Origin of the sequence: Paenibacillus sp. MDMC362 (assembly GCF_003269305.1) — a bacterium.
Taxonomy (GTDB): domain Bacteria; phylum Bacillota; class Bacilli; order Paenibacillales; family Paenibacillaceae; genus Paenibacillus_AQ.
In genome coordinates, this window is sequence record NZ_QLYT01000012.1 from 13,669 (window position 1) to 31,294 (window position 17,626).

A 17,626-nucleotide genomic window follows, 5' to 3' on the forward strand; every position below is an offset into this window, starting at 1 on the left:
ACCTCGAATACCGAATAAAATTGAAGAACCGGAGAACGATAATTCGTTTTCCGGTTCTTTTTGTGCTTTCTATCACATTGACAGGGGGCAGAATGAACGTGTACATTAGTTGTTAAATAAGGATGCGCATCCTTTCACAAAGGTGGAAACCATCCTGAAAGTCACATGGTCATCAGCGGCGAACCGCCGGACTATACAAAGGGAGAGGGTCGATCATGGAAGCTTTGGCACTGGAGCGTAAGGCGGAACAGAACCGTGAACTGCGTGAGCGGTTAATGCAATTGAAGAAGGAACGCAACGCAATCATTTTGGCACATTATTATCAACGGGATGAAATACAAGAGGTCGCTGATTTCCGGGGGGATTCCTTTCTGCTAGCGCAGAAGGCGGCACAAACGGATGCTGAGGTTATCGTATTTTGCGGTGTGCATTTTATGGGCGAAAGCGCTAAAATTCTGGCACCAGGCAAGACGGTTCTTATACCGGATGAGCGGGCAGGCTGTCCTATGGCGGACATGGTGAACGTTGACGGACTGCGGAAGCTGAAAGCGCAGCATCCGAATGCCAAAGTGGTCACGTACATCAATTCATCGGCCGAGATCAAAGCTGAGACGGATATCTGCTGTACTTCATCCAATGCCGTGAAAGTGATTCAGTCGGTGGATTCGGATGAAATTATATGGGTGCCTGACAAAAACCTGGGGCATTACGTTCAGCAGCATACCGACAAGAAGCTCATTATCTGGGAAGGGTATTGCAACACGCATGACATGCTGACGGTGAAGGATGTCGTCGAGATGAAGGCCAAATATCCTCATGCTGAATTTGTGGTGCATCCGGAATGCCGTCCGGAGGTTGTTGCGATGGGGGATTTTGTAGGGAGTACCACCGCCATCCTGGAGTATTGCAAAAATTCATCGGCCAAGGAGTTTATCGTGGGGACTGAGGACGGAACCGGTTATCAGCTTCGACTGGATAGCCCGGATAAATCGTTCCATTTTGCTACGAAATTCCTGGTGTGTCCGAATATGAAAGTGAATAACCTCAAAAAGCTGGTTAAAGCGTTGGAAACGATGAAGCCGCAAATTTATGTGCCGCCGGTCGTTGCAGAGAAAGCCAGAACTTCATTAGAGCGCATGTTACAGGTTAAGTAGCATGCGCTACTCTTTCGTGAAAAGACAGGTGAGGCATCGTGATACCGCAGTATTTAATTGATTTTGAGCTGAACGATCTTCCGGTAGTTGAAACGGACGTCATCGTGATCGGTTCAGGCATTGCGGGTTTATATACGGCGATCATGGCAAGTGCAACTCAGAATGTACTGCTGATTACGAAGAAATCGCTGCTCGAGAGCAACACGCGTTACGCGCAGGGAGGAATTGCAGCCGTAACAGCTGAGGATGACTCTCCGGCTTATCATCGGCAGGATACCCTCTTGGCAGGGGCGGGCCTATGTTCCTCTGCAGCGGTGGATGTCCTTGTAAACGAGGGCCCGGTTGGCGTTCAAGAGTTGATTCGGCTTGGTACGATGTTTGATGTGGAGAATGGCGAGCTCGCGTTGACCCAGGAAGGTGCACACAGTCACCGCAGGATCCTTCATGCCAACGGGGATGCTACCGGATATGAAATTGTGCGTGCCCTTTCCATTCAGGTGGAAATGCTTCACAATATAGAGGTGTGGGACGATCATTTTGTCATTGACCTGATTACCGAGCAGGGAGAATGTCATGGCGCTTTGGTACAAATGCCCGATGGAAAACGGGTATTCGTTCGTGGACGGGCGACGGTTATGTGTTCCGGCGGCGCCGGCCAATTGTACCGGTATACGACCAATCCGGAGGTTGCCACAGCCGATGGCGTTGCCATGGCTTATCGGGCAGGCGCAGAAATTCGGGATATGGAATTTATACAATTCCACCCCACGGCGCTTAGCTATCCGGGGGCGCCACGATTCCTAATATCAGAGGCGGTTCGGGGTGAAGGCGCTGTTCTTCGGAATATACGAGGGGAACGGTTCATGCCCAAATACCATGATTTACTGGAGCTGGCACCGCGCGATATTGTAGCACGGGCTATTGTCAGTGAGATGGAAGCCACGGGGTCTACTTTTGTTTATCTGGATATTACCCATGAGTCGCCGGAGATGGTCAGACATCGATTCCCAACAATTTATGAAACCTGCATGCAGTATGGACTCGATTTATCGTCAGATTGGATTCCGGTCTCCCCGGCTGCGCATTATATGATGGGGGGCATCAAAACCAATCTGCACGGCGAGAGCAGCGTGAAACGTTTATTTGCTTGCGGGGAGGTATCGTCTACCGGTGTCCACGGGGCAAACCGTTTGGCCAGCAATTCGCTGTCGGAGGCGATTGTGTACGGTAGTCGTATTGTCGAGCGTATAAAGAGTCTGCCGGAACTTTCAGGAGATCCGCTTCATGTATCATTCCACCTCGGTCGCAAGGACGCTCCGTCCCAAGCGATGGTGGAAAAACGCTTGAAGCTTCAGAAGGTGATGGTACGTTATGCAGGACTTCGGAGAAATCGGGATACTCTATTAAGAGCAGCGGAAGAGCTCGGCCGTCAGCTGCCATTGTTCCAATCCGTGCTCTCCAAGCGTGAGGAATACGAATTTGCCAACATGCTCACAGCATCCCTGCTCGTGGTTAAGGGTGCGCTGGGTCGTGAAGAAAGCCGGGGAGCCCACTATCGTGAGGATTTCCCGGAGCGGAATGACAGCGTATGGCAGAAACATATTGTCCATACACGGGATCAAGAAATGACGGAGGAATTAAGCGATGATGTTTAACGGATACAACGATGGCCTTCTCCAGAGTATACGGACTTGGCTGCAGGAGGATATCGGGTCGGGGGACATTACGACCCTTACCACCATTGAGCCGGGTCATGAATCCAAGGGCGTTATTCATGCCAAGGAGGCAGGAATCGTAGCAGGTATGCCGGTTGCAGAGCTGGTATTCGAAACGGTTGATCCGTCGCTGACGTTTACGGCATTGGTCCGTGATGGGGACGAGGTTAAAAAAGGGACGGTTCTCGCCGAAGTGGAAGGAAGCACGCACCGTATTTTGACAGGCGAGCGTCTTGCTTTGAATTTGCTTCAGCGTCTGTCGGGTATTGCAACAAGAACACGTTCTTTTGTTGATGTGCTTGATGGATTGCCAACAAGGCTGGTGGATACCCGCAAAACGACGCCAGGCCACCGAATGCTTGAGAAATATGCTGTTCGGGTTGGTGGCGGTGCGAACCATCGTTTTGGTCTGTACGATGCCGTCATGATTAAAGATAATCACATTAAGGGTGCAGGCGGAATCGCGCAAGCGGTCAGCCGCGCAAGAGCCCATATTCCACATACCATGACTATAGAAGTTGAAACCGAGAGCTTGGCGCAGGTAGAGGAAGCACTGGCTGCAGGCGCAGATATTATTATGCTGGACAACATGAGTCATGACATGATGGCAGAGTCTGTTCGAAGAATCAAGGCCAAGGCCCCTCATGTTCGTGTCGAAGCATCGGGGAACGTGACGCTGGAGACCGTGCGCGGGATTGCCGAAACCGGGGTCGACGTCATATCCGTTGGACGGCTGACTTATTCTTTCCATAGTCTCGACATCAGTTTGGATCTAAATGCGAAGAAAGGAGGGACAGAAAGTTGATTCTGGTTGTGGATGTAGGGAATACCAATATTGTACTGGGTGTGTATCAGGGAAAGAAGCTGCTGCATGATTTTCGAATCAGTACATCGCGTCAGTCCACCGTGGATGAATACGGTGTATTGATTCACAATTTGTTTCAAATGTCCAATATACTGGTAAGCCAAATAGAAGGCGTCATTGTTTCTTCCGTAGTTCCTCCCCTTGTGCGTGTGGTAGAGGAGATGTGCAATAAATATATTGGCAAGGCGCCCCTGATCGTAGGACCGGGCATCAAAACCGGACTTAATCTGCGGTATGAAAATCCGCGCGAGGTTGGCGCTGACCGGATTGTGAATGCAGTAGCAGCCGTCGAGCAGTACGGGGGGCCGCTGATTGTGGTGGATTTCGGTACGGCGACGACGTTTGATTGCATCGATGAAGCAGGCAATTATCTTGGCGGGGTCATTGTGCCTGGTATTGGCATTGCCACGGAGGCTCTTGTACAGCGTGCTTCCAAGCTTCCCCGCGTAGAGCTCGAAAAGCCGAAAAAGGTAATTGGGCGCAATACCGTACATGCCATGCAGGCCGGTATCGTTTTTGGTTATGCGGGACAGGTGGATGGCCTGGTCAAGCGTATAAAAGCCGAGATGGGTACGGACAATGTTAAGGTTATCGCTACGGGGGGATTGGCCGAGCTGATTGCCGGCGAAACGGAGTCCATTGAAGAGATTTCCCCTCTTCTGACATTAGAAGGTTTGCGAATTATTTATGAGCGTAACTAGAACCGATATAAAACCGTTAGATATTACAAACAACTAGAAAGACAAGGAGGCCTCAAGATGGGTAATCAAAAAGACCGTTTGCTTCGGGGAACTGCATTAAACGGGAAAGTACGGACATTTGCCGTGCGGACAACCGATTTGGTCGAAGAGCTTCGCCAAAGACATGATACGTTCCCTGTCGTCACAGCCGCTTTGGGCCGCACCGTGTCAGCAGCAGCGATGATGGGAGCTATGCTGAAAGGAGACGAGCGTCTTAGCATTCAAGTGCGCGGCGACGGACCGATCGGTTTGATTGCAGCGGAGAGTAACGCCAATGGCGAGGTACGCGGATACGTCAAAAATCCGCATGTGGAGCTGACGAATATTCGTCCGGGCAAGATGGATGTGGCCGCTGCTGTAGGTACCACCGGCCATATTGATGTGATCAAGGATTTCGGCTTGAAGGAGCCTTACCGTGGCAGCGTACCGATTATTTCGGGCGAGCTCGCTGAAGACTTCACATACTACTTTGCCGTATCCGAACAGACCAACTCGGCAGTAAGTCTGGGAGTGCTGGTTTCCCCGGATTATTCCGTGGCGAATGCGGGGGGCTTCATTATTCAGCTTCTCCCAGGCGTTACGGAGGATGAGGTTACGGAGCTTGAGCTTGCGCTAAGCAAGATTCCTCCGATCACCGAGATGCTGGAAGAAGGACTGGAACTGGAAGACATTCTGAAGCGAGTAGTTCCGGATGTAACCATTTTGGAGGAAATGGATGTGCACTTTAGCTGTGACTGCTCGCATGAGCGGGTAGAGCGCGCTTTGATCAGCTTGGGGCAGGCAGAGCTTGAGCAGATGATCGAAGAGGATGGTAAGGCCGAAGTTTCCTGTCATTTTTGCAATGAAAAATATACGTTCGATAAAGAACAGCTGAAATCCGTGTTAGAGCGGGCCAAATCTTAACGTTGGGATGAGCGACCGTGATGACGAGACAAGAGAAGGGATTGTGGGCGACCGTCATTGTCTTGACAGCATGCGTATTGGGTATGGGCGGCTGGATGCTGTTTTCCGGGAATTTTTCGCAAGAAGCTTCACCACCGTGGAAAGACGGCTCCCAACCAGTTGCATCCATCCAGGACAGGGCGATTACCGAAGACGAGTGGGTTGACGAGCTAAAGAAGCGTTATGGCCGCGAAATGCTGATGACCATGCTGAATCGGCACGCCGTGGCTTTGGAAGCGAAAGCGAAAGATATTGATGTTACGGCGGCTGAAGTTGATGCGGAAATCGAAGTCATGAGCCGCAGCTACGGTTCTATGGAGCGTTTCTTATCGGAAATGGAAAATCAGCTTGGCATTACGGAGAGTGAGCTAAAGACAGAGACGACGTATCGGCTGCTGCTTGAGAAAATTGCGACTTCCGACGTGCACATCGAGGAGCAGCAGATCGATTCGTATCTGGAACAGTATCCTGACCAATTTCGTCCCAAGAAGCAGCTGAATTTATCCATGATCGAAGTCGCTTCGAAAGATGAGGCGGAACGGGTCATGGATCGGCTGGAGAATGGAGAAGCTTTTGCGGATCTCGCAGCCCAGGTATCACTCGATGAGTATACTCGCGAAGACGGCGGGCAGATCGGATTGGTCGAGGAGGATGATCCCTTTTTGCCGCCGGCACTGCTGGATGCAGCTCTAACGCTGGAGCCCGGGGATATTGCGGGGCCAATCTCGCTCACAGACACCTATGCCATTGTTTATGTGAAGGACATTATCGAGCCTCAGGCCCCTAGTGAGGAAAGTGTCCGGGAGGCGGTGCGCAAGCAGCTGGCTCTGGAGCAGGCGGTGTCTTTATCCGAACTGGAGCGTCAGCTTCGTGAAAAATACGAGGCACGGATTAGTGCGGGTACGGTCACGCTGTAAAAAGAGGAAAACAGGGAAAGCTCGCTGTGGCGGAGCAAGATGCGGCTGCAGGAGCTTTTTTTGCGTTGAAGGGCTGGTTACCTTTGTTGAAGGATGATGGCTTTTTGTGCATGCATGCCTAGGAGGCGAGTCCTCCGTTTTCTCTTTCGGAGGGGCAGGAAAATCCATTTAGAAATGTTGATTTTCGAGGTGTGGGATATTGACAATGACTCGTAACGTTGTTAAGATGAAGGTATAAAAACCTACCTTTTTACTCGGATATCAGAGACCTCAATAATCAAGAATTTGAGTCTATAAGCTGGCTCCGCTTTTCTTTCAACATCCAGACACTACAAATTTAATGATTCAACATTGAATGTATAACACCATCATGGACTTACTAGTTTATCCAGATTCATATTTAGAGGAGGGCTTCATTCATGGCAAAAGTCGTAAATAATGTGACAGAATTAATCGGTGGAACTCCACTCGTCCGTTTGAACCGGATCGTACCGGAGGATAGCGCAGAGATCTATCTGAAGCTGGAATACCAGAACCCGGGCGCAAGCGTTAAAGACCGGATCGCGATCAGCATTGTGGAAGAAGCGGAGAAGGACGGACGTTTGAAGCCGGGCGATACCATTATTGAAGCGACCAGCGGTAATACCGGTATTGGTTTAGCTATGGTGGCAGCCGCCAAAGGCTACAAAGCGGTTATCGTTATGCCTGAAACCATGAGCTTGGAGCGCCGCAACCTGCTGCGTGCTTATGGCGCGGAATTGGTACTGACACCGGGATCGGAAGGAATGAACGGTGCGGTTAAGAAAGCAGAAGAAATTTTGAAGGAAAATGCCGGATTCTTTATGGCCGAGCAATTCAAGAACCAAGCCAACGTGAAGATTCACCGTGAAACAACAGGTCCGGAAATCGTTGAAGCGATCGAATCCATCGGTGGTTCCCTGGATGCGTTCGTCGCTGGGATCGGAACAGGCGGAACGATTACAGGTGCTGGCGAAGTGCTGAAGGAGCAGTTCCCTGACATCAAGGTTATCGCGGTTGAGCCTGCTGCATCGCCAATCCTTGCCGGAGGCAAACCGGGTCCTCACAAAATCCAGGGCATCGGCGCAAACTTCATTCCTGAAATTTTGAACCAAGAAGTCTACGATGAAATCATTCATGTTGAGAATGACGATGCCTTTGAAACTTCCCGCCGCGTAGCGAAGGAAGAAGGCGTTCTTGGTGGTATTTCCTCCGGTGCGGCTGTATATGCTGCATTGAAGATTGCCAAAGAGCTTGGTAAAGGCAAGCGGGTAGTAGCCGTGATTCCAAGTAACGGAGAACGTTACCTGAGCACGCCGCTTTACAACTTCGAGTAAGATGATGTCATAATGTGCACCTTATCTCCTCACCTCATCTGGTTGAGGTAATAGGTGGCAAGGAAGGAGCTCTCAATGTGTTTTTATAGCATTGAGGGCTTTTTGCGTATACTACTCCCTAAGATAACGCTTTATTAGAATCCGCCTGAAGAAAGCTCCAAAAATTATTGTTGGACGAGCTTCTATTTAGGGTTTTCAAGAGAAGCGGGATACAGTATACTGACAGGCAACAGTAAGGCTTTTGATGACTAAGGGAGGATCGGCATGAAGAGAAGAGTGGAACTGGCCCAGTGGCAGGCATGGGCTGAAGAGGGCTGGTCCGTCGTTCCCTATCTGGTTCAATATAAAGGAGCAACAAGAGGGTTACCCCTGTCATGGAGACATGCATGGAACGCTGCATCACCATATGCCTTTGTGCTGGAGAGCGGTAAGGGCGGACGCCATACGTATCTTGGATTGCAGCCGGTGTCGATTCTGAAAGGAAAGGGAAGCTATGGTGAAATCATCGAGCTGTCTGACGGTCTGCGAACGCAGGTAACGGGAGAGCCGCTGCACCTGTTAGAGCAGTGGATGAACGAATGGAAGGCTCCCCGTGTACCGGGGTGGCCGGACTTCCGCGGAGGCTGCGCCGGATTCCTGAGTTATGATGTAATTCGATCGATTGAGAAATTGCCCGCGATGGCCAAGGATGAGCCGGGGTTCCTGGATTATATGTGGATGCGCATGGAAGAGATTTGGATCTATGATCATACAGACGACAGCATCTATTGTTCGGTGCATGTCCCTCTGCCATGGGCAATCGGGACCGGGGAAGCTTCGAAAGATAAGAAAGCGCCCGGTGATTCTGGTGATGAATCCAGTGATTCGGTGCTTTCAACCGATCATGAGAAGTTATTGCAGGAGTTATATGATCGGGCTGTCATCAAGGCTGAATCGATGCTGTCCCAATGGAATCAAATGTTCGGAACAGGCTCAGGGAACGACTCGGGTTCCGAGGATCAGCGTGTGCGGCAGGAACGATGGAACAAAGCGCGAGAGCTTTCCGGGCCGAATGTCGAAATCTGGGATCGGCTGGAGATTGATTTTACGCAGGAAGCGTTCGAACGGGCGGTGCTCTCGATTCAAGAATATATTCGGCAGGGTGACGTATTTCAGGTCAATTTGTCTCTGCGCCGGCATTTACATCTGCATGCGGACCCTGCTGATATTTATGAGTGGCTGCGTATCCTGAATCCGTCGCCATATATGGGGTATATCTCTTCACCGGGCTTCAGCTTGGCCAGTGGCTCGCCGGAATTGTTGGTGAAGCTGGATGGCGATGTCGTGTCTGCACGCCCGATCGCGGGAACGCGGCGCCGGGGAAGCAATTCGGAAGAGGACGCGGCAATGGAAGCGGAGCTGCTTGGCAGCGAGAAAGAACGGGCGGAGCATATTATGCTGGTCGATTTGGAGCGTAATGACATTGGCCGTATTGCTGCATACGGGACCGTGCATGTTCCGGAGCTGATGACCGTTGAGAGGTACTCGCACGTAATGCATCTGGTGTCGCAAGTGGAAGGGCGGATTGCAGAGGGCAACGATGCGTATGATGTCATTGCGGCAGCCTTCCCCGGCGGCACCATTACAGGCGCACCCAAAATCCGGACCATGGAGATCATCGAGGAGCTGGAGCCTGTGACGCGAGGGCCCTATACCGGCTCCATGGGCTGGATCGATTATAATGGTGATATGGAACTCAACATTATTATTCGGACCCTCGCCGTAAAAGATGGGGTTGGTTACATTCAGACGGGTGCAGGGATTGTTATTGACTCCGATCCGTACCGGGAATACAGGGAGTGTCATAACAAAGCAAAGGCTTTGATTGCCGCACTGATATGCAGTGAAGAGGAAGCAGCAACAGTGGCTGCGAATATAGGGGGGAAATAACATGATACTTGTCATCGACAATTATGATTCGTTTACGTATAACCTGGTTCAATATTTGGGTGAGCTCGGCGAGGAAGTGAAGGTTTACCGGAATGATGAGATCGACATCGCCGGCATCGAGGCGTTGGCTCCGGACCATATCCTGATATCGCCGGGACCGTGCACGCCGAATGAAGCCGGCGTCAGTCTGGATGTGATTTCGCATTTCAAGGGTGTCATTCCGATCTTCGGCGTGTGCCTCGGCCATCAGGCGATCGGACAAGCCTTTGGTGGCAACGTGATTCGAGCGGAGCGCCTCATGCATGGGAAAACATCCGAGATCCAGCATACGGGTGGCTCGGTCTTCGAAGGCTTGCCAGTTCCGTTCACCGCAACGCGCTATCACTCGCTGATCGTTGAGAAGGAGACCTTGCCGGATGAGCTGGAGATTACCGCCTGGACCGAAGAGGGCGAAATCATGGGGCTGCGGCATAAACACTACCCCGTAGAAGGGGTGCAGTTTCATCCGGAGTCCATCATTACGGACCATGGCCATCAGATGCTGCGCAATTTCCTGAAGCGTACGGCCGGCGCCAAAGCATGAAATATATTGGCATGAACGGCGGCATCGTTGAAGCCGCCGAGGCTGTCGTTCCAGTAATGGATCACGGCCTTCTGTACGGAATGGGGTTATTCGAGACCTTCCGCACTTATGGAGGGAAGCCTTTTTTAATAGAAAGGCACTTGAACCGACTCATGGACAGCTGCCGGGAGCTCGGCATCGCTCACAGGGCGGATGCGGAGAGGATGAGCCGCTGGATATCGGAACTGATGAAGGCCAATGATCTTCAGGATGCTTATATCCGGTATACCGTAACGGCAGGAGAGGGATTGCTCGGTTTGCCTGCTGGCGATTATTTGAAGCCTTACGAGATTTTATTCGCCAAAGAGCTGCCGGCCGCAAACGAAATGCTCTATGAGCAAGGCAGAGCCCTGCGGAGGCTGTCCCTTCCTCGTAACACACCGGAATCATCGGTTCGGTTGAAATCTCTGCATTATATGAACAATATACTCGCAAAGCGGGAGTTGGCCGGATATCCCGGCCACTCCGATGGTTCAATAGAGGGGCTGATGTTAACGGCGGCCGGGGAAGTGGCAGAGGGCATTGTCAGCAATGTCTTTTTTGTCAAAGCGGGTCGATTATATACGCCTGACGTGAACACTGGCATTTTACCGGGGATCACCCGGGCTGTGGTGCTGGAATTGGCTGCCGATCTTGGTATTGAAGCCGAAGAAGGCCGTTACAGCTGGGAGTTCTTTACCGGAGCGGATGAAATATTTACGACAGGCTCTGTGCAGGAGATTGTTCCGGTCACGACGTTGATTGGAGCTGAAGGCGAGCCTCTAGTTATTGGACAAGGATTGGCCGGTCCGATTACCCGTACATTACTGAGCGCATATAGAAGGAAAGCAGGGCAAAAGGCATGAAAACAACGATTTACGAACGTGAATATCGTCTGAGCAAGGATGCTGTGTTAAAGCTCGGTCAATCCACGCTCATTATGGGTATATTGAATGTGACCCCGGATTCGTTCTCGGACGGAGGTCGATATAACGATACGGAGCGGGCGGTTGAGCACGCCCTTCAGCTGGTGGAAGAGGGAGCCGACATCATCGATATCGGCGGAGAATCGACGCGTCCGGGCCACGAGCCGGTTGGAGCCGCAGAGGAGCTTGCCCGTGTAATCCCGGTTATAGAAGCCATTCACCGGCATGCGCCGCATATTCCATTGTCGATTGACACGTATAAAGCGGAAGTTGCGCGCCAGGCTATTGGAGCGGGCGCTCATATCATTAATGATATTTGGGGCTTTAAAGATGACGCAGATATGCCCAAGACAGCGGCAGAGCTCGGATGCCCCGTGATCCTGATGCATAATCGCCGCGATCGAAATTACACCAATCTTATCGAGGACGTAAAGCGTGATTTGCTGGAAAGTGTCGAGATTGCGCGGGCTGCAGGCGTGCAGGATCATCATATTTTGCTCGATCCGGGTATCGGGTTTGCCAAGGACTATGATGAGAACATGAAAGTGATGGCATCCCTCGATCAGCTCGTGGGGCTTGGGTTTCCGGTGCTGCTGGCTACCTCCCGCAAAAGGTTTATCCAGACCGCGCTTGGCGCTCCGGCACAGGATGTGCTGGAAGGAACGGCTGCCACGGTGGCTTACGGGATTGCCCAAGGCTGCCAGATCGTTCGTGTGCATGACGTGCTGCATATGAAACGGACAGCGAAGATGTGTGATGCCATGACCTACGCTTCGACGGAGCTTAGACGCATATAATTTTTCCTTGGGACAAAGGATGGAAGGACGGAGTACGAGATGGATAAAATGATACTGAGCCGCATGGAATACTACGGCTACCATGGTGTGTTTGAGGAAGAGCGTAAGCTGGGACAACGATTCTATGTGGATCTGGAGCTGGAGATGGATCTGAGCAAAGCCGCCAAGACGGACGATCTGACGCTCACGGTAAATTATGCCGAGATTCATGATCTTTTGCTGGATATTATGCGGACGGAGTCGTTCCGCCTGATTGAAGCTTTAGCGGAGCATATTGCATCTAAGGTATTGGACACTTATACTATTATCGATGCTTTAACGGTCCGATTGACGAAGCCGCACCCGCCTTTTGACATTCATTTTGAAGGTGTGACCATTGAGCTGCACCGGACCAGGAAGTGAGACAATCATGAATTCACACGCCACCTCTGAGTGTTCAGAGGCTTATATTGCTTTAGGGGCCAATTTGGGTGACCGCGAGGATAACCTGATGGAGGCTTTGGAACGGTTGGATGAAGTACCCGGCATTACGGTAGAGCGCGTATCCAACTTGTATGAGACCGAGCCGGTCGGATACGTGGACCAACCGATGTTTCTCAATATGGCAGCAGCCGTGTCGACATCGCTGAGTCCTCATGAACTGCTTGAAGAAATGCAGCGAATTGAAAAGCAGCTCGGCCGGGTCCGTCATATTCATTGGGGGCCGCGGACGGTCGACTTGGACCTGTTATGGATGGAAGGGCGCCGTCTGGATACGCCGGACCTTGTCCTGCCGCATCCCCGTATGCAGGAGCGGGCTTTTGTGCTCAGACCGCTGGCCGATATCGTACATGAGTTCGAACCTTCGGGTCTGTACCCTGTGGTGAAGACAGCACTTGAGAACCTGGAAGGAAAGGAAGGAATACAGCTTTGGAAAACAAGCAGCTGGCGCAGCGTATCCGCGCTTTCCGAAAATTGAAGGGTTTGACCCAGCAAGAGCTCGCCGAGCGAACTGGTATTTCACTAGCCGTCCTTGGTGCGATTGAGCGGGGGAACCGCCGTGCCGAGGAGCAAATGCTGGCTCAAATTGCGGAAGTGCTGGAGATTTCATTGCAGGAGCTTAAGGAACGGAGCTAGATCTGCGATCTACTAGAACATGTAATTTTTGCGGACTGGACGATAACGCGATGAACGAGTATGATGGTTTGGTTTGAAACTAAGGGATCCTTTGCACGATAACCGGGATCTTTCGACAATAAATATCTGAACACAAAGGGGTGACACATAAAATGGATAAGCTGAAAATCGGAAACATAGAGATGAAAAATCAAGTGGTTCTGGCGCCAATGGCTGGCGTATGCAACCCGGCGTTCCGATTGATTGCTAAGGAATTCGGCACCGGATTGGTTTGCGCCGAAATGGTCAGCGGCAAGGCCATTGTTCACGGGAACAAGCGCACCCAGGAGATGTTGTTCGTTGACGAGCGAGAGAAGCCGCTGAGCCTGCAGATTTTTGGCGGTGACCGGACATCCCTGGTGGAAGCGGCCAAAGTCGTCGATCAGCAAACCAATGCCGATATTATCGACATTAATATGGGCTGCCCTGCGCCGAAGGTGACGAAGATGGATGCGGGTGCGCGCTGGCTCTTGGATTCGAACAAAATCTATGAGATGGTGGCGGCGGTTGTCGATGCCGTGAACAAACCGGTCACGGTGAAGATGCGTACAGGCTGGGATAGCGATCACATCTATGCTGTCGAAAATGCACTGGCTGTCGAACGCGCGGGCGGTCAGGCGGTCAGCGTTCACGGACGTACGCGCGAGCAGCTCTACACCGGACACGCGGATTGGGACATCATTCGCCAAGTGAAAGAAGCCGTCTCCATTCCGGTTATCGGTAACGGCGATGTGGTGACACCGGAGGATGCTCGCCGGATGCTGGATACGACAGGCTGCGATGGCGTTATGATCGGCCGCGGAGCGCTCGGGAACCCATGGATGCTGTATCGTACCGTTGAATATCTGAAGACAGGCGAGCTGCTGCCGGATCCGGCTCCTCAGGAGAAAATACGGATTGCCATTCTGCATATGGACCGTCTGATTGCTCTGCGCGGCGAAGCGGTTGCGGTACGGGAAATGCGTAAGCATCTTGCGTGGTATCTGAAAGGTCTGAAAGGCTCCGCCCGCATTAAAGATATTATTATGGAAGAAACGAAGCGCGACGAAATGGTGAACCTTCTGAACAACTTTGTGAACAATCTGGAGGACCAAGAAGAATCGACAAAAAGTGTATATCCTCAAGCCGTTGCGGCGATGGGATAATTAGGGGTGCAGGCTGTTAACGGGTGCGTGTATGCGACATTCGTGACAGCCTTTGCGCGCATTGACTTTTTGAAATGGTTCCCATATAATCTTTCAGTATAATTCAAGAAATTGAGCAGGCATCAGAGGGGAGTTCTGATCCCCAAGAATTCGCATATAGTATGTTGATACCGTGGTTTAAATTATTTACATGACAGGAGAATCGGTTAATGAGCGATAAAGAAGTCATTCTTACCCAGGACGGTCTGAAGAAACTGGAGGACGAACTTGAGAATCTGAAGTCTGTAAAACGCCGTGAAGTGGCTGAGCGGATTAAAGTTGCCATCGGTTATGGTGATATTAGTGAAAACTCCGAATATGAAGACGCTAAGAACGAGCAAGCCTTTATCGAAGGCCGGATTATAACGCTGGAGAAAATGCTCCGCAATGCGCGCATCATCAACAACGATGATATCAATACCGATGTAGTCGGCGTGGGCAACACGGTGATCGTGGAGGATTTGGAATTCGGCGACACAATGGAATATACCATTGTCGGTACGGCTGAATCCGATCCGCTTAACAACAAGATCTCTAACGAGAGTCCTGTAGGCAAAGCGATTATTGGCAAGCAAAAAGGTTCGGTTGTGGATGTCAACGTCCCTGCGGGCGTTATTCAATATAAAATTGTAGACATTAAGAAGTAAGTCGGAATGTGTATAGAAAGCTTCCTTCGGGGGGCTTTTTTAAATAGGCAAGCTGTGTTGAGGACTTAATGGGTTAGTGTCAGGTCTTAAATGGCTGCCCTACCGTTAAGTCCTAGCCGAATGTGTACAAGTGTTCAAGGGCTGTCCGGATGTTGTAATGGGTGGCGGTTTGTGCTGTTGGGGATTACGATGGAAGTGAAATGAAGGAGATGAATGACGATGACGGAAGAAATGAATAATCAGGAACAAGAACAGGAGTTAAGTGAGCTTTTGCAAATCCGCCGCAATAAATTGGACGAGCTTCGGAAGCTGGGCATCGATCCGTTTGGCGGAAAATATGAAAGAGAACATCACGCAGGTGATATTCTGAAGCAGTATGACGAGCTCTCCAAGGAAGAACTGGAAGAGAAGCAGGTGGAAGTGAACCTGGCCGGCCGGATTATGGCTAAGCGCGGCATGGGCAAGGCTTCTTTTGCTCATATTCAGGATTTGAGCGGCCGAATTCAGATCTATGTTCGCCAAGATTCGATTGTAGAAGCGCAATATGAAGCATTCAGCATCCTTGATCTCGGTGACATCATCGGGGTGAAAGGGGTCTTGTTCAAGACCAAGACCGGTGAAACCACCATTAAGGTAAAGGAGCTGGAGGTTCTTTCGAAGTCGTTGTATCCGCTCCCTGAGAAATTCCATGGTTTGAAGGATGTGGAGCTCCGTTACCGTCAGCGTTATGTCGACCTGATCATCAACCCAGAAGTGCAAAAAACCTTCATTGCCCGTTCCCGTATTATCCAATCGATGCGCCGTTACCTGGATTCACAAGGCTATCTTGAAGTGGAGACGCCGACTTTGCATTCGATCGCTGGTGGTGCAGCGGCACGCCCGTTCATTACGCATCATAATGCGCTGGATATGGAGCTGTATATGAGAATCGCGATTGAGCTTCACCTGAAGCGTCTGATCGTGGGCGGCCTAGAGAAAGTGTACGAGATTGGCCGCGTGTACCGGAATGAAGGGATCTCTACCCGTCATAATCCGGAGTTCACGATGATTGAGCTCTATGAAGCCTATGCGGACTATAAAGATATTATGGCATTGACCGAGAATATGATCGCACATATTGCCCAAGAAGTGCTGGGTACACAAGTGATTTCCTATCAAGGGCACGAAGTTGACCTGACGCCACAATGGCGTCGTGTATCCATGGTGGATGCGGTAAAAGAAGTTGTAGGTGTAGACTTCGGTGTGGAAATGTCCAACGAGGAAGCGCACCGCCTTGCAAAAGAACATAAAGTTCCGGTAGAGCCGCATATGACATTCGGCCACATCTTGAATGCGTTCTTTGAGCAGTTCGTTGAAGAGACGCTGATTCAGCCGACGTTCGTAACCGGTCACCCGGTTGAGATCTCGCCGCTTGCGAAGAAGAATGACGTGGATCCGCGGTTCACGGATCGCTTTGAGCTGTTTATCGTGGCGCGTGAACACGCGAACGCCTTCTCGGAGCTCAATGACCCGATCGACCAGCGTCAGCGTTTTGAAGCGCAGATGAAGGAAAAAGAACAGGGCAATGACGAAGCGCACGAGATGGATGAGGATTTCTTGCGTGCACTGGAGTATGGTATGCCGCCAACAGGCGGACTAGGTATCGGGATCGATCGTTTGATTATGCTTCTTACGAATTCCCCGTCCATTCGTGATGTCTTGCTGTTCCCGCATATGCGTAATAAGGAATAGAATTTGTTCCATTCATCGATGGTGGAAGAGGCAGTTGACTATAGATTTCTATAGTCGGCTGCCTTTTTGTTTGGACTTCTCGATGGTCACTTGTTCAGAGAAGGAAGATATGTTAAATTTATTTAGTACAATTGTATTAAAATGGGGGTGGCGGAATGATTGGGGCTTTAATTCTTGGGTGTGAAATTTTATTCTGGGTATTTGTTCTCGCCGGGTTATGCGTAAGATATCTGCTTGGAATGAAAAGAACGGGCGGAGCACTGCTGCTGTGTACGCCGGTCATCGACTTATTATTGATAGCCGTAACCATTATAGATCTGCGTGGCGGGGCGGAAGCCGGATTTATGCATGGCCTGGCGGCTGTATATATCGGGGTGACAATTGCTTTTGGACATCGGATGATCCAATGGGCGGACGCCCGGTTTGCCTATCGGTTTGCAGGTGGTAAGAAACCGGAGCCTGCCCCGAAATATGGATCGGCTCGCGCGAAGCGTGAGCGTCAGGGTTGGTATCGCCATATGTTGGCGTGGGTGATAGGAGTTATACTGCTTGGCGTTATGATTCTTGTGGTTGCGGAGCCAGCGCGAACAGAGCAGTTAAAGGCTATGGCGTTGCAATGGGCGGTGATCTTGGGAATTGACTTCATATATAGCTTCAGTTATACCTTCTGGCCTAAGAAGCAGGCGGGGTAAGTTGAGATAATGAATCTCTGGTATATAATAAGTAAAAGAATGTAATATTTTACCTTAATATTAATTTACTCAAAAGGGTTGCATATCGGCCAATGCCGTGGTATATTATATTTCCGGCCAAGAAATATGGTCGAAACAAACGCTTGGGACAACAAGCCAAAATGAATTTGAAAAATTAAATTCAAAAAAAGCTTGCAATGATCGAGCGGATGTGATAAGATATAAGAGTTGCTGGTGCGAACGAGATTCGCCGGTAACGAAGAAGTTGATCTTTGA

The 17,626-nt window shown here is 50.7% G+C and carries 18 protein-coding genes; all 18 read left to right on the plus strand.

The features are described 5' to 3' along the window. Window positions 1–215 precede the first annotated feature (215 nt). On the plus strand, window positions 216–1,154 hold the full coding sequence (gene nadA / locus DP091_RS05520; RefSeq protein WP_098741232.1) for a quinolinate synthase NadA: 939 nt from the start codon (window positions 216–218) through the stop codon (window positions 1,152–1,154). A gap of 38 nt (window positions 1,155–1,192) precedes the next feature. Next, a complete protein-coding gene (gene nadB, locus DP091_RS05525; RefSeq protein ID WP_113057416.1) occupies window positions 1,193–2,809 on the plus strand; it encodes an L-aspartate oxidase in 1,617 nt (538 codons plus the stop codon). After that, complete coding sequence (gene nadC, locus DP091_RS05530; RefSeq protein ID WP_113057417.1) at window positions 2,799–3,674, plus strand: carboxylating nicotinate-nucleotide diphosphorylase; 876 nt, start codon at window positions 2,799–2,801, stop codon at window positions 3,672–3,674. Before nadB ends, nadC begins: the two co-directional genes overlap by 11 nt. Further along, window positions 3,671–4,435 carry a type III pantothenate kinase gene (locus tag DP091_RS05535; RefSeq protein WP_071221065.1) on the plus strand — a complete coding sequence of 255 codons (765 nt, stop codon included), beginning with the start codon at window positions 3,671–3,673 and terminating at the stop codon, window positions 4,433–4,435. The genes nadC and DP091_RS05535 overlap by 4 nt, the downstream gene beginning before the upstream one ends. Before the next feature lie 57 nt (window positions 4,436–4,492). Beyond that, window positions 4,493–5,377 (plus strand): Hsp33 family molecular chaperone HslO, encoded by an 885-nt coding sequence (gene hslO, locus DP091_RS05540; RefSeq protein ID WP_113057418.1) that lies wholly within the window; start codon window positions 4,493–4,495, stop codon window positions 5,375–5,377. A 20-nt stretch (window positions 5,378–5,397) separates the two neighbouring features. After that, window positions 5,398–6,333 (plus strand): peptidylprolyl isomerase, encoded by a 936-nt coding sequence (locus tag DP091_RS05545; RefSeq protein WP_113057419.1) that lies wholly within the window; start codon window positions 5,398–5,400, stop codon window positions 6,331–6,333. A gap of 419 nt (window positions 6,334–6,752) precedes the next feature. Further along, window positions 6,753–7,688: a cysteine synthase A gene (gene cysK / locus DP091_RS05550; RefSeq protein ID WP_113057420.1), complete on the plus strand. Its 936-nt coding sequence runs from the start codon at window positions 6,753–6,755 to the stop codon at window positions 7,686–7,688. 264 nt (window positions 7,689–7,952) lie between these two features. Then, window positions 7,953–9,617, plus strand: a complete 1,665-nt coding sequence (locus DP091_RS05555; protein WP_113057421.1) for an anthranilate synthase component I family protein — start codon at window positions 7,953–7,955, stop codon at window positions 9,615–9,617. A gap of 1 nt (window position 9,618) precedes the next feature. Continuing rightward, entirely contained in the window at window positions 9,619–10,200 is a 582-nt protein-coding gene (gene pabA, locus DP091_RS05560) for an aminodeoxychorismate/anthranilate synthase component II (RefSeq protein ID WP_113057422.1), read from the plus strand. After that, window positions 10,197–11,084, plus strand: coding sequence for an aminotransferase class IV (locus DP091_RS05565; protein WP_113057423.1), 888 nt, complete (start codon window positions 10,197–10,199; stop codon window positions 11,082–11,084). The genes pabA and DP091_RS05565 overlap by 4 nt, the downstream gene beginning before the upstream one ends. After that, window positions 11,081–11,941: a dihydropteroate synthase gene (gene folP / locus DP091_RS05570; protein ID WP_113057424.1), complete on the plus strand. Its 861-nt coding sequence runs from the start codon at window positions 11,081–11,083 to the stop codon at window positions 11,939–11,941. Before DP091_RS05565 ends, folP begins: the two co-directional genes overlap by 4 nt. Before the next feature lie 39 nt (window positions 11,942–11,980). Then, window positions 11,981–12,343: a dihydroneopterin aldolase gene (folB, locus tag DP091_RS05575; RefSeq protein ID WP_006207454.1), complete on the plus strand. Its 363-nt coding sequence runs from the start codon at window positions 11,981–11,983 to the stop codon at window positions 12,341–12,343. A gap of 7 nt (window positions 12,344–12,350) precedes the next feature. Next, the gene (folK, locus tag DP091_RS05580) at window positions 12,351–12,899 is read left to right on the plus strand and encodes a 2-amino-4-hydroxy-6-hydroxymethyldihydropteridine diphosphokinase (RefSeq protein WP_113057425.1); all 549 of its coding nucleotides are present in this window, start codon (window positions 12,351–12,353) and stop codon (window positions 12,897–12,899) included. Next, the gene (locus DP091_RS05585) at window positions 12,851–13,057 is read left to right on the plus strand and encodes a helix-turn-helix domain-containing protein (protein ID WP_113057426.1); all 207 of its coding nucleotides are present in this window, start codon (window positions 12,851–12,853) and stop codon (window positions 13,055–13,057) included. Before folK ends, DP091_RS05585 begins: the two co-directional genes overlap by 49 nt. Window positions 13,058–13,209: 152 nt before the next feature. Next, window positions 13,210–14,241: a tRNA dihydrouridine synthase DusB gene (gene dusB, locus DP091_RS05590; protein ID WP_113057427.1), complete on the plus strand. Its 1,032-nt coding sequence runs from the start codon at window positions 13,210–13,212 to the stop codon at window positions 14,239–14,241. Window positions 14,242–14,450: 209 nt separating this feature from the next. Continuing rightward, window positions 14,451–14,927, plus strand: coding sequence for a transcription elongation factor GreA (greA, locus tag DP091_RS05595; RefSeq protein WP_009591919.1), 477 nt, complete (start codon window positions 14,451–14,453; stop codon window positions 14,925–14,927). A 219-nt stretch (window positions 14,928–15,146) separates the two neighbouring features. Beyond that, complete coding sequence (gene lysS, locus DP091_RS05600) at window positions 15,147–16,658, plus strand: lysine--tRNA ligase (protein WP_113057428.1); 1,512 nt, start codon at window positions 15,147–15,149, stop codon at window positions 16,656–16,658. A gap of 155 nt (window positions 16,659–16,813) precedes the next feature. Beyond that, the gene (locus DP091_RS05605; RefSeq protein WP_113057429.1) at window positions 16,814–17,350 is read left to right on the plus strand and encodes a hypothetical protein; all 537 of its coding nucleotides are present in this window, start codon (window positions 16,814–16,816) and stop codon (window positions 17,348–17,350) included. Window positions 17,351–17,626 lie beyond the last annotated feature (276 nt).